This window comes from Kribbella endophytica, assembly GCF_054781295.1.
Window position 1 is genome coordinate 45,626 of record NZ_BAAGUR010000003.1, and the last position, 13,932, is coordinate 59,557.

Genomic DNA, 13,932 nt, shown 5'->3' on the forward strand with positions numbered 1-13,932 from the left:
CTACAGTGAGGTCTGTCGATCGCGGTTGTATACCGCGGACCGCGGGGCGCGACCGGGAGGTGGACAGACTTGGCATCCGAACCGACGCTCGGCGACCTGCTGCGCGAGTTCCGGATCGCCGCCAACCTCACCCAGGGAGCGCTCGCCGAGAAGGCCGGGCTGAGCGAGCAGGCCGTCAGCCTGCTGGAGCGTGGCACCCGCCGTCGTCCCCGCCCGAGTACGGTGCACGCCCTGGCCGAGGCGCTCGCGCTGGATCCCTCCGACGAGGACACGCTGAGCCGCGCGGCCCGCGGGCAGGTCGGTCGTGCCGCGCCCGCACCGGCGCCCGGTCATGCCGAGCCGACTTCCGCCGTACCACGGCAACTGCCGCCGACCCTGGCCGACTTCACGGGCCGTGCGGCCGAGGTCGAGGCTCTGTCGGACGTCCTGACCAAAGATGCCGCAGGCACCGTTCGGATGGCGGCCGTCACTGGCATGGGCGGCGTCGGCAAGACCTCGCTGGCGATCCACGTAGCCCACCTGACCGCCGACTCCTACCCGGACGGCCATCTGTACCTGGACCTGCGCGGCTACGGCCCGGGTGAGCCCGTCCAGCCGGCCGAGGCGATCAGCCATCTGCTGCGCTCGCTCGGGATCGACGCCATCACGATCCCCGAGGGGACTGAGGAGGCCGCCGCGCTCTACCGGTCGCGGATCGCCGGACGGCGCGTGCTGGTGCTGCTCGACAACGCGAACGGTGCCGCGCAGATCAGGCCGTTGCTGCCCGGCGTACCGGGCACTGGGGTGCTGGTGACGAGCCGCCGCGGTCTGACAGCCTTGCCCGGCTTCTTCCAGGTGAGTCTGGAGCCGTTGTCGGAGCAGGACTCGTTCACCTTGCTGAGCAGGATTGCCGGCGACGAACGCATCGGCGCCGAAGCACCCGCGGCCCGCGCGATCGCCCAGCTGACCGGGCGGCTGCCTCTCGCCGTACGGCTGATCGGTGCTCGGCTCGCGGCCAGGCCGAGCTGGCCTGTCGAGCACGTCGTGAACCAGCTCCAGGACGAACGGCGTCGGCTCGACGAGCTCGGCACCGGCCAGTCCGGCGTCCGGTCCAACATCGCCGCTTCGGTCGAGTTCCTGGCCGGCAGCGACGACGCCCTCGACCGTCGCGCGGCCGCGGCACTCGACCTGCTCGGCCTGCCCAACGGCAGCGAGCTGATCACGTCGAGCACGGCCCGGCTGCTCGACGAGAGCGAGGACGACACCGAGCAGATGCTGGAGCGGCTGGTCGACCTCAACCTGCTGATCTCGCTCGGCCCCGGGCACTACCGGCTGCACGACCTCATCCGTGCCTACGCCCGCGAACGCGCGTACCAGGTCCTGTCCGACGGCGCCCGAGCCGACGCGCTCGCCCGCGTCCTGACCTTCTACACCGGGATGGCCTGGCGCTGCCAGCAGTTGACGCACGGCGCCAGTCAGCGTCTGACGCTGGCCGGCGACAGCCTCCGTACGGCGCCCGCGCAGACCGACGTCAACGCGGCCCTGCAGTGGATCGACGACGAACGGGCGAGCATCACCGAGGCGTTCCAGCAGGCACGTCGTACGCCGGCTCTCCGCCCGTTGATCCCCGAGCTCGCGATGGCCCTGTTCGGGTACCACGAGCACCGGACGTTGTGGGGCGGCATGCGTACGCTCTGCCGGGCCGGCCTGGAGATCGCCGAGGAGCAGGGCTTCGGCCGCCTCGCGGCTTGGCTGGAGCACGACCTGGCGATCCCGGACGCCGAGCACGGTCAGCTGACGGAGTCGCTGATCCATCTGCGACGAAGCTTGCTGAAGTTCCAGGCCATCGGCGACGTGGCCGGCCAGGCCCGCTGCTCGACGTCCCTGAGCCACATCCTCGAGCAGCTCGGCCAGCTGGACGAGGCGGTCGTGCTGGCTGAAGAGGCCCTCACCCTGAGCCAGGAGCTCGGCGACGAGAACCTCGAAGGCGTCAGCTACGTTGCGCTCGGCACCCTTTACCACCGCCGCGGCGCCGAGGTGCAGGCCGACCGCGCCTTCGTCCGCGCGATCGCCCTGGCCACCATGAACGGCAGCACCCGATCGATCGCCAAGCGGTACCAGGTCGCCGGCCAGTCCTACGCCCGCGCCGGCCACACCGACCAGGCCCTCGAGTTCCTGACCAAGAGCATCGAGGTCTACCAACAGGTCGCCGACGAGCAAGGCCAGTCCGAAAGCCACCGCGACCTCGCCGCCCTCTACCTGGCCCGCGGCGACCTCGCCACAGCACGAACGCACGTCGACACCGGCCTCCGCTTCGCCCGTGCCTACAACAACCTCCAGCGCGAAGGCGAGCTGCTGATCGAACTAGGCAAACTCGCCCAAGCCGCCAACGATGTCGACCAGGCCCGCACCCACTGGCAACACGCCGCCTCGCTACTGCACTCCCCACCCCACCACGAAGAAGCCACCGCCCTAACCCTCCTCAAATCCGTCGAACCAGCACCGCCGAGCCCGTCGTGACCCCTACCTTCGGTCACCTCCTCCGCACCTACCGCCTCGCCGCCGACCTCACACAGTCCCACCTCGCCGAGCTCGCCGGCGTCAGCGAACAAGCCATCAGCCTCCTCGAACGAGGCCTCCGCAACCGCCCGCGTCGCGAAACGGTGCACGCCCTGGTCACCGCGCTGAAGCTGCAGCCCGAGGACGCCGAAGCGTTGCTCACCGCAGCCCAGGTGCGGCCCGCGCCGACGCAACCGCTGCCAACTGCTCCCGCTGCGACCAGCGTCCCCTGGCAGCTCCCACCGACCGTTGCCGACTTCACCGCCCGCACCGCGGAGCTCACCGCCGTACTGTCCGCCCTCCGCACCGGCGGCAGCGCGAGCCCACTGGTCACCGTCACCGGCATGGGCGGCGTCGGCAAGACCGCCCTCGCTGTCCACGCAGGCCATCTCACCGCCGACCACTTCCCCGACGGCCAGCTGTACGTGAAGCTCCGCGGCTACGACGAGGGCGCCGCGCTCACGCCCGCCGAGGCACTCGGCCAACTGCTTCGCTCGCTGGACGTACGGCACGACGCGATCCCCAGCAACGTCGACGAGATGGCGACGATGTACCGGTCCCGGTTGGCCGGCCGCAGGATGCTCGTCCTGCTGGACGACGCGAACTCGGTCAGCCAAGTGGCGCCCTTACTGCCGGGCGATCCGCACTGCGCGACCATCGTGACCAGCCGGCGGTTCCTGGCGACGTTGCCGGGCAACCTGATCGTCAGACTGTCGCCGTTCACCGACGACGATGCAGTGGCCCTGCTGTCGAGGCTGGCCGGCGAGCAACGCGTTGCCGCCGAGAGCAAGACCGCGCTGAGGATCGCCGAGCTGACCGGCCACCTCCCGCTCGCCCTGCGGCTGGTCGGCGCCCGGTTGGGCGCGCGACCGCACTGGCACCTCGAGGATGTCGCCGAGCAGCTCGCCGACGAGCATCGCCGGCTGGACGAGCTCGGGCTCGACCACACCGGGGTCCGCGCGAGTTTCACCGGTTCGCTGGACCAACTGCTCGCCGATGCGCAGCCGGCCGATCGCGACGCGGCCAGGATGTTCGACCTGCTCAGCCTGACCGAGACCACGGAGATCTCGTTGCCGTTGGCCTCTCGGCTGATCGAGCGCGACGCCGCCGAGACCGAGCGGCTGCTGGAGCGACTGGTCGACCTGCATCTGCTCGACTCGCTCGGCCCTCGCCGGTACCGCGTTCACGATCTCCTGCGGACGTACGCCGGTGAGCGCCTCGGTGTGCCCGTACGTCGTACAGAACGCGACCAGGCCATCGAGCGCGGCCTGATGTTCTACGCGGCCGCGGCCTGGCGGGTGCAGCACATCACGCATCCCTGGAGCACTCGCGAACCGGCCGAACACCTGGACGAGGCCGGGGTCCCGGAGTTCGAGGACCTGGCCGCCGCGCTCGGCTGGGTCGACGCGGAGATCGACTCGATGATCGACCTGTACCGCCGCAGCCGATCGGTCCCGAGCCTGCAGCAGCGGTTCGGGCCGCTGCTCGCGCTCGGCCTGTTCGGCTATCTGGAGGGCCGCGCGGACTGGAGCACGATGCGGGTGGTCTTCGACCTCGGCTTGGAGGCCGCCGACCCGGCACGGGATCCGGTGACCACCGGCTGGCTGGAGCACGACCGCGCGATTCCCGAGGTCGAGCAGGGCGACTTCGCGGACTGTCGGGCGCGGATGCTGCGCGCCTTCAGGCTGTTCGAGCACGCCGGTGATCCGATCGCGCTGGCGCGGTGTGCCGCCGACCTCAGTTACATCCACGAACGGCTCGACCTCGTGAGCGAGGCGATCGAGTGGGGTGAGCGCGGCCTGGCGCTGGCCACCCAGGTCGGGAACACCCAGATCCTCGGCACCAGCCACATGGCCCTGGGCCGGCTCTACAACCGGGTCGGGCGAACCGAGGAAGCCGCGGCCGCCTTCTCGACAGGCTTCGGGCTGACGGAGGGCAGCCGGTCGCTCGAAGCGCGCCGCCGGGTCCTCGCCGCCGCGAGCTACCTCGACCGCGGCGACCACCAGCAGGCGGTCGACCATCTCCTGGTGGCTCGGGACCACTTCCGGTCGCTCAACCAGCCGACCGGGCTCGCGGCCGCGCTGGAGTTCCTCGCCAAGGCGCAGACCGCGTTGGGACGTTCGAGCGAGGCACGCGAATCTGCTCGGGAAGCGCTTCAGCAGGCCGAGAGCACCAACGACACCTTTCGGCAGGCGAACGTGCTCGGCGTACTGGCGGCCGCGGAAGAGGCCGACGGCAACCATGCCGAGGCCGATGGGCTGCGGCGGCGGGCGATCAGGATCTTCGAGGCGGACAACCTTCCGCAGGCCGCGGAGGGTCTGCGGAAGTTGCTGGACGGCTGAACGCCGTACCGGGAAACACAACGACCGCCGCACCAGGAGGTGCAGCGGTCGGTGGTGGTGCGGGGCCTGGGTCAGTCCGGGGTGGTGGTTTCTACTCGGACTTCGGTCAGGCGGAGGAGGATCTTGGCGCGGAGGGCGTCGGGGGCCTGGTCGTCGCCGCAGGAGCGGTGGACCAGTTTCTTGATGCAGCGTTCGAGGTCGTACTGGTCGAGGCAGGGAGCGCACTCTTCCAGGTGGGTGCGGATCTCGTCGCTGCTGGCGTCTTCGAGCTCGTTGTCGATGAAGACGTACACGCGCTGCAGGATCTCGCTGCAGTCGACGTCGTGGTGCTCGCCGCAGCTCACGACTCCTCCTCGGTCTCTGCGCTGTCGGCCGCGGGGATCAGGCCGCGGTCCCGGGCGTAGTCGGCCAGCAGCTCGCGCAGCTGGCGCCGGCCGCGGTGCAGCCGTGACATCACGGTGCCGACCGGAGTCCCCATGATCTCCGCGATCTCCTTGTAAGCAAACCCCTCGACGTCGGCCAGGTAGACCGCCAGGCGGAAGTCCTCCGGGATCGACTGCAGGGCCGACTTCACGTCGGAGTCGGGCAGGTGCTCCAGTGCGACCGCTTCGGCCGACTTCAGGCCGCCGGGAGTGTGCGACTCGGCAGCGGTCAGCTGCCAGTCCTCGATCTCCTCGGTCGGCGACTGCGTGGGTTGACGCTGTCGCTTGCGGTAGCCGTTGATGAAGGTGTTGGTCAGGATCCGGTACAGCCACGCCTTCAGGTTGGTGCCGGGCGTGAACTGGTGGAACGAGCTGTACGCCTTCGCGAAGGTGTCCTGGACCAGGTCCTCGGCGTCGGCCGGATTACGGGTCATCCGCATCGCCGCGGCGTACATCTGGTCGAGGAAAGGCAGCGCCTCGCGCTCGAAGCGCTCGGTCCGCTGCTCGGGAGTCTCGGTGGTCGTCGGAGTCGGCATCGTGATCGAGAATACCGGGGCGACGCCAGAACTCCGCGCTCTGTCCAGGCTCGTTACCGTCATGTCTGGTAGAACACACCCCGCGAGCGGGTCATTCCCGTCAGCCGGAGACTTCCCGGGACACCCATTCGAAGACCGCTTCGACCAGGACTTCGTAGGACTCGGCCTGCGTCAGTTCGGCCCGTTTCGGCACCTTGAAGCTGTGGTCGGCGTCCGGTACGACGGCCATCTCGGTCAGCGGCGGGAACTCCTCCGGCGTACCGAACGGGTCCTTCTCCCCCTGTACGACGAGCGTCGGCAGCCCGGCCGCCTGGAGCTCGTCGACGCGTGTCTTGTCCGGCTTGCCCGGCGGGTGCAGCGGGAACGACAGCGCCAGTACGCCGGAAGCGCCCAGCCCGGTCGCCGTACGGCAGGCCACCCGCGCGCCGGCGGACCGGCCGCCCAGCACCAAAGGCGTGCGGATCCGGAGCTGGCCGATGATCGCGATCCACGACTCGTCCAGGATCTTCGGCGCCGGCGCGAGCTTGCGCCCGGCCCGGCGCCAGGGCTGCTCGATCAGGAACACGTTGATGTCCTGCTTCGGCAGCCGGGCCGCGAGCGCGGTCAGGTCCCCGGCCTCGATCCCGCCTCCGGCGCCGTGACCGAGAGCCAGGGTCGCCACCGGCCGCCGGGCCCGGTGCGCCACGATCCGCGCCTCACCGTGCGGCGTCGCCACAATCCGTTCGTCGGTCACGGGGCTCATCCTGTCACTCCTGCGCCCCGACCACCGTCGGCCACACCCGGCGCGGCCCGACACTTCGGTACGCCGGCCGAATACACCCACCAGGTCAGAACAAGCAGTCGCCGAGCGGAGCGCTCGCTGCCCAACGAGGGGGACGCACGGCGGCGGACGGGGAGCGGCGGTCAGAACAGCGGGTTGTCCTCGGCCTGGGTCGGCGGGCCGGGCTGGTCGGCCGGGTCCTCGCCGTCCGGGGGCAGCGGGTCGACCAGGTGCGGACCGTTGTTCTTCACCGAGCTGACCGCCTTCGACACGGCGTACGCCTCCAGCCGCCCAGGCGCCGCGGGAACAAGCAGTTCCAGCAGCTCGTCGGGGTCGGACGAATGCGGGTCGAGCCACGCGTCGTACCGGTCGCGCTCGACCAGCAGTGGCATCCGGTCGTGGATCTGGCCCAGGTCGTCGGTCGCCGAGGTGGTGAGCACCGTGCAGGTCCACAGCCAGGCCGCGTCGGAGTCGGCGTCGGCGACCGACCTGTCGCGCCAGATCTCGTACAGCCCGGCCATCGCGAGCACGCCGCCGTCGGCCGGGCGGATGAAGTACGGCTGCTTGACCGGCTTGCCGTTCTTCTTCTGCTCGGTCTCGTACCACTCGTAGTACCCGTCGGCGGGCAGCAGGCAGCGCCGGGTCGCGAACGCCTTCTTGAAGGCGGGCTTCTCGGCGACGGTCTCCATCCGGGCGTTGATCAGCCGGCTGCCGATCGAGGTGTCCTTGGCCCAGGACGGCACCAGCCCCCACTTGACCGTGGTCAGCTTGCGCACGACCTCGTCGGGCTGCTCACGGTTCTTCCGCTCGACCACGGCGATCACCGGGTCGGTCGGCGCCACGTTGAAGTTGTCCGGCAGCTCCTGCACGGACTCCTTCACGTTGCCCGCGGCGATCTCGAACTCGACCACCAGGTCGGAGGGGTCCCGGCTGCTCGCGTAACGACCACACATGGAGGTCAGCTTATCGACCGGCACCGACAGTTCGCCGTACGACGGAACGCGCGGCGGCGGTGGATCGCCTACCCCGTGATAGGCGATCCACCGCCTGCTCGATGCGCCCGGGCATCCCCCTGTTGACGTCCGGGCGCAAGCTCTAGCTCCGTGTCAGTTCGTCGAGCAGCCGCACAGCCATCGCATCAGTGGCCGGCAGGCCTTCGATCCAGATCCGGGCCAGCTGCGGCTCGTCGGTGTCCAGCCGCCACTGGGTGATCAGCGCTCGGACCGTCGCGACCTGGTCCGGCAGGTTCGGCTCGCGATCGACGAGCGCCGCCGCGCGGTGTGTGCCGAGGCGACCCAGTACGTCACCGCCGGCGAAGACGATCCGCAGGCACTCCGCGACGTCGACGAGCCGGAGCTCGCGGTCGAACGGCGTGGTGCCGGGCGCGGTGAGCGGCTCGACCACCACCAGTGCGTGGGTCGCTGGTACGGAAGTTCCACGGAGATCGGCCTCCCGGTAGATCTCGCCGAGGCGGGACCGCAGGTGCGCCAGGCTGGACAGCCCGGTCAGCGGGTCCTCGCAACTCAGTGAGTGCAGGTAGATGAGGGATGCTTCGGCCCAGCTGGAACTGAGTGCGCGTACCGCGGCGAAAGCCGGCTCGCCCCCGGCGATCGAGCGGTACAACGCACTCAGCCCATCGAGTGCCTCGAGCAGCGAGACTCCGTCGGCCGCCAAACGGCGTCCGACCTCGTCGCTCGCAGGCACGACGTCGGCCCCGTCCTGGAGCGCCTCCGCAATCGCGAGGTAGGCACTCCGGTCGAGACCAGCTGTGCCGTGCGGCTCCCTCCTTCCGCACGGTTGCTCTGCTGACGACGCTTCCGGCCGGTCCCGGGCGAGCGACCCCGCCAGGTTCGGACCACGCAGCGAGTCGAACCGCCGGCGGATGTCCGCGTACAGCGACATGACCCTCCTCAACGCAGTCCTTCAGCCTCCCGACCAGGTGGCCGGAAGCGTCGTTCTGAGGAAGAGACAGTGCGATGACGGGTTCATGACGCAGATTTCAGAACTTTTTTCTCGTAACCTCGGACCGGTCGCCGTCGTCAGGAAAGGTGCGCCGATCCTTCCCATCTGGGAGTCTTGACCTCGGCAACTAAGTGACAGACGGTGACCACGCAATGACAGCAGGGGGAGCAGCCTCGATGGAGGAAGTACCGAGCGACGCGGAGCTGATCGCGCGCGTGCGTTCGGGCGACCTCGAGGCGTACGGCGAGTTGTTCGCGCGGCACCACCACGCGGCCGAGCGGATGGCCCGGCAGCTGGTCCCCGCCAACGACGCCGACGACCTGGCCAGCGACGCCTTCGCCAAGGTGCTCGATGCCCTGCGCAACGGCGGCGGCCCGGACGTCTCCTTCCGCGCGTACCTGCTGACCACGGTCCGCCGGGTGCACGTCGACCGGATCCGCGCCGGCCGCAAGGTCACCTCCACCGACGACATCGCGGCGTACGAGCGGGAACCGCAGGGGTTCGACGACCCGACGGTGACCGGCTTCGAGAGCGGCGCGGCGGCGAAGGCGTTCGCCTCGCTGCCTGAGCGCTGGCAGGCCGTGCTGTGGCACACCGAGGTCGAGGGCGAGAAGCCCGCGGCCATCGCTCCCCTGCTCGGCCTGACCGCCAACGGCGTCTCCGCACTGGCCTACCGGGCCCGCGAGGGTCTGCGGCAGGCATACCTGCAGCAGCACCTGGCCGACGTCGCCGGGGACCGCTGCCGCTGGACCACCGAGCGCCTGGGCGCCTACGTCCGCGGCGGCCTCACCAAGCGCGAGAACCGGAACGTCCGCGAGCACCTGGACGACTGTGCCAAGTGCACCGCGGTCTACCTCGAGCTGGTCGAGGTCAACAGCGCACTCCCGGCACTGCTCGCTCCGGCCCTGCTGGGCACGGCCGGCCTGGGCTACCTGGCCGCCGCCTCGGGCGTCAAGGTCGGACTGGTCGGGTTCTTCGCCGCCGGCTGGCAGAAGGCCACCGAGAACAGCACCCGTACGGCGCTCAGCGCCGGCGGGGCGGTCGTGGTCGTGGTGGCCGCGGTGATGGCCGCGCTCGCACTGACCGGTGGTGAGACGCCGCCGGCCGCGATCGATCAGCCGTCTGCCCAGCCGACCCAGCAGCCGCCGCCGCCTCCCCCGCCGCCCGTGCCCCCGACGGTCAAGCCGCCGACGCAGAAGCCGCCGGAGACCCAGCCGACGCAACCGGAGCCGACTCAGCCCGAGCCGACGCAGCCGGACCCGACCACGGCGCCCACCACCGCGCCGACGAGCCAGCCGACCACTCCGCGGCCGACACCGCCGGAGCCGACCACACCGATCCTGGACGAGGGCCTGCTGACCATCAGCCTGCCCACCGGCGGCGGCAGCCCCTCTACCGGAGGCCCTGGCGGGGGCAGCCCAGCGGCGTACGGGCCGTGGACGCGGAGCGTGGCCGAGCGAGAGGCCGGGCTGCGCGCGACGGTCTCCATCAAGGTCCCGGCGAACAACACCAACCCGGTCGTCATCGGCATCAAGTTCGGCAACGCCCTGCAGTGGCCGCTGACCGGCAACCCGGCCGGCTGGACCTGCACCAAGGCCGCCGACGGCAAGAGCGGTAGCTGCACGGCCGTCGACCCGGCGGCCCCTCCGACGCTCCCGATGGTCTTCACCGAGCCCACCGGCGGCGCCGTGGCCGACCGGACGTTCACCGTCTCCGGCAAATCCGGCCGTCTGTACGACGACGACTCCGCGACGCTGACCGCTCCCCCGCGCCTCGACGAGAGCCTGCTGAAGCTGGCCGTCCGCAAGACCGACCCGGACCGCTACTTCCGCACGATCACCGTGGCCCCCGGCACCGACCGGACCGGCGTCACGCTGAAGCTCACGTACGGCGCGTCGCTGGAGTGGCCGCTGGCCGCCAACCCGACCGGCTGGAAGTGCATCCAGGCCGCCAGGACCTGTACGTCGACCACGCCGACCAAGCCGGCTCCACTGCCCGCCGACTTCGCCGTACCGGACGGTGGGTCTGCTGCGGCCCGCACGTACACGGTGACCGCGACGGCCGGGCTGCTGCACGACACCGACTCCGAGACGCTGGCACCGGTCCGGCTGGACGAGTCGCTGCTGCGGATCCTCACCCCGGACCCGCACGACGACCCGAACCCGTTCGTCTACAACAGGTTCCTGGACCTGAGCGGCACGACCGGTCCGGTCACGCTGGAGATCTCCTGGGGCAAGAACGTCAGTCTGGTCAGCTACATCTCCAAGGGCTGGACCTGCTCGCGCTCGACCGACGTACGGCGGGCGACCTGTTCGACGGACCACTACACGAAGTTCCTGAACACCGAGTGGGCCGCGTGGCCGGGCTCCGGGATCAAGAACCAGATCACCGTCAAGGCGGTCACACCGGGCCGGTACGACACCGACACCGCACAGATCCCGCCGACTCCGCACAGCAAGCGCTGAAACCGGTTTGGCGTCGTCCCTGCCGGGCTCTACGCTGGACCACGTTCGCGCTGACGGAACCGAGTAGCGCCGGACACCTGTGCTTCAGAGAGTCGCCGGTAGCTGCGAAGGCGACGCACAGGCCCGGTCGTGAAGACACTCCCGAGCGAATGCACGAGCAAGAGGCCGGACTGGGCAGACCAGGCCGGTGAAGGTGTGGTGGCACCGCGAGTTCCCCTTCGCCCACACCTCCGGGGTTCGAGTAATCCGACGGAGGTGAAACAGCGATGCGCATTCTCAACCACGAGATCCCCTCAGCAGTAGGCCAGACCGTCACGGTGGCCGGCTGGGTGCACCGAAGACGACGGCTGGCAGCGGTCAGCTTCCTGGTCCTGCGGGACCGGTCCGGCCTGAGCCAGGTCGTCGTCAAGGCACCGCAGACCCAGGCCCAGCTGGACGGACTCGGTGAGGAGACCGTCGTCCAGGTGACCGGTACGGTCGCCGCCAACCCGCAGGCGCCCGGTGGGGCCGAGCTGGTCGACCCAGTGATCGTCCCGCTGACCGAACCGGCCAAGACGCCGCCGATCGAGCTGTGGCGTCCCACGGTCGGTGCTGGTCTGCCGGTCCTGCTGGACAACGCACCGGTGGCCCTGCGCCACCCGGCGGTCCGGGCCGGCTGGGAGGTTGCTGCGGCCGCGCTGCACGGGTTCCGCAGCACGCTGGACGGTCTGGACTTCACCGAGATCCAGACGCCGAAGATCGTCGGTACGGCTACCGAGTCGGGCGCCAACGTGTTCGCGCTCGACTACTTCGGCGGTCCGGCGTACCTGGCGCAGTCGCCGCAGTTCTACAAGCAGACGATGGTCGGCGTGTTCGAGCGGGTCTACGAGGTCGGTCCGGTGTTCCGGGCCGAGCCGCACGACACCGTCCGGCACCTGGCCGAGTACGTGTCGCTGGACGCGGAGTTCGGCTTCATCGGCGACCACCGCGACGTACTGGCCGTGCTGCGCGACGTACTGGCGGGCATGCTCGCGTCAGTCGGGTCCAGAGCCGGTACGGCGCTGGAGCGGATCGGGGTGGAGCTGCCGGAGATCCCGGTCGACGTACCGGTGCTGCACTTCTCGGAGGCGCTCAAGCTGGCAGGAGCGGACCCGAGTGAGCCCGACCTGTCGCCTGCCGACGAGCGGGCTCTCGGCGAGTGGGCGCTGAAGGAGCACGGCAGCGACTTCGTGGCCGTCGAGGGCTACCCGATGGTGAAGCGGCCGTTCTACACGCATCCGCAGCCGTCGGACCCCACCTGGTCGAACTCGTTCGACCTGCTGTTCCGTGGGGTCGAGCTGGTCACCGGTGGGCAGCGTCTACACCGCTACAGCGACTACGTGGCCGCGCTGGAGGCCAAGGGCGAGTCCGCCGAGGCACCGGCGTACAGCTCCTACCTGCAGGCGTTCCAGCACGGCATGCCGCCGCACGGAGGCTTCGCCATCGGGCTGGAGCGCTTCGTGGCCCGTCTGACCGGTGCGGAGAACGTCCGGGAGGTCACGCTGTTCCCGCGGGACCTACACCGGCTCACTCCGTGAGCTAGCTCCACGCGTCGCCCATCACCTCTCGACAGGTAGCTGGTACTCGAGAGGTGGTGGGCGGCTTGGTCGGTGCATGATGTGCGCCATGAGTGCTGACGTGGAGCGGGCGGTGCTGGCGGCGCTGGACGACGACCTGATCGTCGAGGAGCTGCGGGAGCTGGTGCGGATCCCGAGTGTGGACGGGACCGCCGAGGAGAACGTGGCCCAGGAGTGGGTTGCCGGGCGGCTGGACGGGCTCGGGATGACGGTGGACCACTGGCAGCTGGATCTGCCGGCGGTGACCTCGGATCCTGCGTTCCCGGGGATGGAAGTTCCGCGCAGTGACGCGTGGGGCTGCGTGGGGACGCTCGGTGAGGGCGTGCCGGGGCTGATCTTCAACGGGCACGTGGACGTCGTACCGCCGGGTGATCTGACCCAGTGGCCGGACGGCGACCCGTACTCGGCGCGGGTCAGCGACGGCATCATGTGGGGCCGTGGGACCTGCGACATGAAGAGCGGGATCGCGGCGTTCCTCGGCGCGGTGCGCGCGGTTGTTGCTTCGGGCATCGAGTTGCGGCGGCCGCTGGCCGTGCACACGGTGGTCGGCGAGGAGGACGGCGGGCTCGGTGCGTTCGCGACCCTGCGCCGCGGGCACAGCGGCGCGGCCTGCGTGATCGCCGAGCCGACCGCGGGCACGGTGATCCCCGCGAACGCCGGCTCGCTCACCTTCCGGCTGGAGGTCGCAGGGCACGCCGCACACGGCTCGACCCGGACCAGCGGGGTCAGCGCGATCGAGAAGTTCGAGCTGGTGCACGCGGCGCTGCGCGAGCTGGAGGCGTCGCGGAACCGTGCCCCTCATCCGTTGCTCGAGCACCTCGACCTGGCCTACCCCCTGTCGGTCGGCACGATCCACTCCGGCGACTGGGCGAGCACTGTGCCCGACCTGCTGGTGGCCGAGGGCCGGTACGGCGTACGGCTGGGTGAGCCGGTCGAGGACGCGCTCACAGCTCTGGAAGAGGCAGTCGCTGCCGCCTGCGAGAAGGACGACTGGCTGCGGGACCACCCGGTGAAGGTGACCTGGCCCGGTGGCGTGTTCGCCTCCGGACTGCTGCCGGAGGGCGACCCACTGCTCGACGACACACTGCGGGCTGTGGTGGACGCGGGTGCTGGTGCTCCGGAGGTCAGGGGTGGGCCGTACGGGTCTGACCTGCGGCAGTACGCGGCAGCCGGCGTACCGACGTTGCAGTACGGACCCGGTGATGTCCGCGTGGCCCACGCCTCCAACGAGCACGTTGCCCTGGCCGAGGTGCTGCACTGCGCGCGGGTCTACGCGCTGCTCGCCGTACGCCGCTGCGCCTAGTGGTACAAA

At 70.4% G+C, this 13,932-nt stretch carries 10 protein-coding genes; 5 read left to right on the forward strand and 5 right to left on the reverse strand.

Annotated elements, in window-relative coordinates; translation table 11 throughout:
• Positions 1 to 69 precede the first annotated feature (69 nt).
• The gene (locus ACYVIO_RS26535; RefSeq protein ID WP_460653613.1) at positions 70 to 2,499 is read left to right on the forward strand and encodes a tetratricopeptide repeat protein; all 2,430 of its coding nucleotides are present in this window, start codon (positions 70 to 72) and stop codon (positions 2,497 to 2,499) included.
• Positions 2,496 to 4,880, forward strand: coding sequence for an ATP-binding protein (locus ACYVIO_RS26540; RefSeq protein ID WP_460653614.1), 2,385 nt, complete (start codon positions 2,496 to 2,498; stop codon positions 4,878 to 4,880). Before ACYVIO_RS26535 ends, ACYVIO_RS26540 begins: the two co-directional genes overlap by 4 nt.
• Positions 4,881 to 4,951: 71 nt before the next feature.
• On the opposite strand, the gene rsrA is transcribed toward ACYVIO_RS26540, so the two are convergent.
• From rsrA to ACYVIO_RS26565, 5 genes are all read right to left on the reverse strand, one after another.
• Positions 4,952 to 5,224, reverse strand: a complete 273-nt coding sequence (gene rsrA / locus ACYVIO_RS26545; protein WP_460653615.1) for a mycothiol system anti-sigma-R factor — start codon at positions 5,222 to 5,224, stop codon at positions 4,952 to 4,954.
• Positions 5,221 to 5,838, reverse strand: a complete 618-nt coding sequence (locus ACYVIO_RS26550; protein WP_184796693.1) for a sigma-70 family RNA polymerase sigma factor — start codon at positions 5,836 to 5,838, stop codon at positions 5,221 to 5,223. Before ACYVIO_RS26550 ends, rsrA begins: the two co-directional genes overlap by 4 nt.
• A 100-nt stretch (positions 5,839 to 5,938) precedes the next feature.
• Positions 5,939 to 6,580, reverse strand: a complete 642-nt coding sequence (locus ACYVIO_RS26555; RefSeq protein WP_460653616.1) for an alpha/beta hydrolase family protein — start codon at positions 6,578 to 6,580, stop codon at positions 5,939 to 5,941.
• 161 nt (positions 6,581 to 6,741) lie between these two features.
• The gene (locus ACYVIO_RS26560) at positions 6,742 to 7,551 is read right to left on the reverse strand and encodes an SOS response-associated peptidase (RefSeq protein ID WP_460653617.1); all 810 of its coding nucleotides are present in this window, start codon (positions 7,549 to 7,551) and stop codon (positions 6,742 to 6,744) included.
• 142 nt (positions 7,552 to 7,693) lie between these two features.
• Positions 7,694 to 8,500, reverse strand: a complete 807-nt coding sequence (locus tag ACYVIO_RS26565; protein WP_460653618.1) for a hypothetical protein — start codon at positions 8,498 to 8,500, stop codon at positions 7,694 to 7,696.
• Positions 8,501 to 8,736: 236 nt separating this feature from the next.
• Here ACYVIO_RS26565 and ACYVIO_RS26570 point away from each other — a divergent pair, with 236 nt between their 5' ends.
• From ACYVIO_RS26570 to ACYVIO_RS26580, 3 genes are all read left to right on the forward strand, one after another.
• A complete protein-coding gene (locus ACYVIO_RS26570) occupies positions 8,737 to 11,025 on the forward strand; it encodes a sigma-70 family RNA polymerase sigma factor (protein ID WP_460653619.1) in 2,289 nt (762 codons plus the stop codon).
• Positions 11,026 to 11,291: 266 nt separating this feature from the next.
• A complete protein-coding gene (gene aspS / locus ACYVIO_RS26575; protein ID WP_460653620.1) occupies positions 11,292 to 12,581 on the forward strand; it encodes an aspartate--tRNA(Asn) ligase in 1,290 nt (429 codons plus the stop codon).
• An 88-nt stretch (positions 12,582 to 12,669) separates the two neighbouring features.
• On the forward strand, positions 12,670 to 13,923 hold the full coding sequence (locus tag ACYVIO_RS26580; RefSeq protein ID WP_460653621.1) for an ArgE/DapE family deacylase: 1,254 nt from the start codon (positions 12,670 to 12,672) through the stop codon (positions 13,921 to 13,923).
• Positions 13,924 to 13,932 lie beyond the last annotated feature (9 nt).

Bases quoted from the DNA above. Each gene is read 5' to 3' on its own strand.
- aspS (WP_460653620.1), top strand. From the start codon at position 11,292: ATGCGCATTCTCAACCACGAGATCCCCTCAGCAGTAGGCCAGACCGTC.
- ACYVIO_RS26560 (WP_460653617.1), bottom strand. From the start codon at position 7,551: ATGTGTGGTCGTTACGCGAGCAGCCGGGACCCCTCCGACCTGGTGGTC.
- ACYVIO_RS26565 (WP_460653618.1), bottom strand. From the start codon at position 8,500: ATGTCGCTGTACGCGGACATCCGCCGGCGGTTCGACTCGCTGCGTGGT.
- ACYVIO_RS26570 (WP_460653619.1), top strand. From the start codon at position 8,737: ATGGAGGAAGTACCGAGCGACGCGGAGCTGATCGCGCGCGTGCGTTCG.
- ACYVIO_RS26550 (WP_184796693.1), bottom strand. From the start codon at position 5,838: ATGCCGACTCCGACGACCACCGAGACTCCCGAGCAGCGGACCGAGCGC.
- ACYVIO_RS26580 (WP_460653621.1), top strand. From the start codon at position 12,670: ATGAGTGCTGACGTGGAGCGGGCGGTGCTGGCGGCGCTGGACGACGAC.
- ACYVIO_RS26555 (WP_460653616.1), bottom strand. From the start codon at position 6,580: ATGAGCCCCGTGACCGACGAACGGATTGTGGCGACGCCGCACGGTGAG.